The sequence below is a fragment of the Streptomyces sp. W16 genome (assembly GCF_033194735.1).
Lineage (GTDB): Bacteria > Actinomycetota > Actinomycetes > Streptomycetales > Streptomycetaceae > Streptomyces.
In genome coordinates, this window is sequence record NZ_JAWOAI010000839.1 from 1 (window position 1) to 2,769 (window position 2,769).

Below are 2,769 nucleotides of genomic sequence, written 5' to 3' on the forward strand. Positions count from 1 at the left end.
TGGGCCGGCTGAAGCACGGTCAGGAGCCAGGCCCGGCGGTGCAGCAACTGCGCGCGGCGGGCGTCCAGTTGGTGCAGCTCGGCGTCGAGGAGTCGCAACTCCACGGCCGGGGGCGGAATGTGCGTCATGACTCGGAGTGTGGTCCCCGTCACGCCGTACGACATGAGTACGCGTACTCAAACGCCCCCGGTCGCTGGGAGACGGGCCTTTCAGCGGGCAGACTCCCGCCATGGACTGGACCCATTACCGCTTCCGCGCCCGGTGGGAGCTGCCCGCGCCGCCCGCCGTCGTCTACCCGTTCCTGGAGCGGGCCGAGGAGTATCCGCGCTGGTGGCCGCAGGTGCGTGAGGTCAACCAGCTCGACGATACGACCGGCGTCATCAGTATCCGCGCGAGCCTGCCGTACACCCTGACCTTCACCGCGCGCGAAGTGCGGCGCGATCCGGCCGCCGGGGTGCTGGAGATCGCGATGACCGGCGACCTGGAGGGCTGGGCGCGCTGGACACTCACGGCCGACGGCTCCGGCACGCTCGCCCGCTACGACCAGGAGGTCGATCTGAACCGGCCGCTGCTCAGGCGGTTCGCCGTACCCGGGCGGCCGGTGTTCCGCCTCAACCACGCGCTGATGATGCGGGCCGGACGGCGCGGGCTGCTCGCGTACCTGGAAGCGGTTTGAAGGAAACCGGCGGGGGCCTGTATTGTTCAGTCCGTTCCCGGGCGATTAGCTCAGTGGGAGAGCGCTTCGTTCACACCGAAGAGGTCACTGGTTCGAACCCAGTATCGCCCACCGGGAAAAACCGGTCCGCATCAGCGGGCCGGTTTTTTTGTGTCCCGGGCATGTCTTCGTGTCCGTTGTGCGTCTTGAGGGGGGCCTCATGAGTGATGGAGAAGGCAAGAGACGGAGCGGGAGACGGGGGAAGGTCACGTCCCTGCGGCGGCGCCGAATACGGTCGTTGGCCGTGATCGTCCTCGTGCTGGTGGTGTTCGGTGGAATCGGCGCCGGCTGTCAGGCGCTCTCGAACACGGAGCGGGTCACCTCGATGTGGGTCGGCGCCGAGATCCGCGCCGACGGGAGCGCCCGGATCACCGAGGTCATCGACTACGACTTCGGGCACTCGGGCAAAACGCACGGAATCTACCGTGACGTACCGGACGCGGACTTCTTCGCCGATGACGTCCGGGCCACCATGGACGGACACAAGGTGCCCTACGCGGGCACCTTCGGCGCCTCCTACCGGGACGTGAACGGCAGGGAGTCCGTCGCCGACCGACTCAAGGTGGGCGACCGCGACCGCACGGTCGGTGGAGTGCACCGCTATCGAATCCAGTACACGGTCCCCGACGCGGTGAAGAACGGCAAGCTCGCCTGGGACGCCGTCGGCACCGGCTGGAAGGTCGACCGGGCCGATGTGGAGATCCACGTGGTGGACGCGCACGGGCTCACCGGTCTCCGCTGCGTCCACGGCAACTGGGATGACAGCAAGCCCTGTTCGGTCCGGCAGAGCGAGCCGGGGCACCTCGTCGTCAAGCTCGACAGGCTCGGCGGACACGAGGGCCTCACGCTCTACGCCACTGCCGCCAAGACCAGGACCGCGACCCCGGCGGCGCTGCCAACGGCGCCCACCGGCAAGGCGGTTGGCACCTCCCTTCCGCATCCGCTGCGCAACGGCGGGCTGTTCCTCGCCGTCGCCCTGGCCTGCGTCGCGCTGACGCTCTGCGTACTGCGGTTCCTCGGGCGGGACCGGGTGTTGGAGGATGGCGGGCGGCTCCGGCGCGTCGAGGTCGAGCGGCTCGCCCGCACGGTCACCCCGTCCGCCACACCGCCCGAGGACCTGACACCGGCCCAGGGCGGCATCCTGCGCATGGAGAAGGTCACGGACCAGCACAAGGTGGCCTGGCTGCTCGATGCCGCGGCCGACGGCCATCTCACCATCGAGGGCGACGATCAGCGTCCGGTCCTGCGGCGGCACGGGCGCCCTGTGAACCGTGAGATCAGGGACGTACTGGACCGGATGTTCGCCGGAAGCACCAGCCTGGTCCTCGGCAGGCGCGACCCGTCGTTCAAGGCGGGCTGGGAGGACCTCTCCTGGAAGTTGGACAACTGGCGCAAGGCGAGCGACCTGTGGGACACGACCCTCACCAGGCGTCTCGCCGGGTGGGGCAAGGCCCAACTGGCCGCGCTGCTGCTCGCGTTGGTCCTCGTGATCACCGGCGGTGTGCTGAACGGCCATCGCGTCGCGGCCGGACTGCCCGTCCTGCTGGTGGGTGCCGTGGTCGCCGGTCTCGGTCTCGCCGTGGTCGCCCGGGGCTGGGAGTTGGACAGGCGTACCCCTCGCGGGACTGCCCTCTGGCTCCAAGTCGAGGCGTTCCGGCGTTACTTGGCCGACCCGGCCACCTGCCCCGACGAACCTCCCGCCGAGGAGGCCGCGGACCGGTACGCGGCATGGGCGGTCTCCCTGGGCGTCGAGGCCGCGTGGGAACAGGCGGTCGGCGCTTCGGCCTCGGCAGCGAGAGTGAGGCGGAGTTTCTCGCTCGGCGTCGGTGATGTCCTGCTCGCCGCCGTCGTCGTCTCCGCGGCCAACGCGGCCTCCAGCTCGGGGAGTTCCGGCTCCGGCGGCGGTTCCTCCAGCGGCGGAGTCGGTGGCGGTGCCGGTGGTGGAGGCGGCGGCTCCTGGTGAGGTGCGGGGCGAGCCCCCACACGGTCAGGCCGCTTCGGCCAGGCCCGGCCGGAGCGGCCAGTCCGTGCTCACCACCTCCGGCGTACCGCTG

The 2,769-nt window shown here is 70.3% G+C and carries 2 protein-coding genes and 1 tRNA gene; all 3 read left to right on the forward strand.

Translation table 11 applies throughout. The features are described 5' to 3' along the window. Nucleotides 1-229: 229 nt before the first annotated feature. The 3 genes from R6V09_RS50230 (at nt 230) to R6V09_RS50240 (ending at nt 2,678) form a co-directional block, all read left to right on the forward strand. Entirely contained in the window at nt 230-676 is a 447-nt protein-coding gene (locus R6V09_RS50230; protein WP_317888103.1) for an SRPBCC family protein, read from the forward strand. Nucleotides 677-715: 39 nt separating this feature from the next. Further along, nucleotides 716-787: transfer RNA gene (locus R6V09_RS50235), tRNA-Val, on the forward strand. Between the two features lie 172 nt (nt 788-959). After that, nucleotides 960-2,678, forward strand: a complete 1,719-nt coding sequence (locus R6V09_RS50240) for a DUF2207 domain-containing protein (RefSeq protein WP_317888104.1) — start codon at nt 960-962, stop codon at nt 2,676-2,678. Nucleotides 2,679-2,769 lie beyond the last annotated feature (91 nt).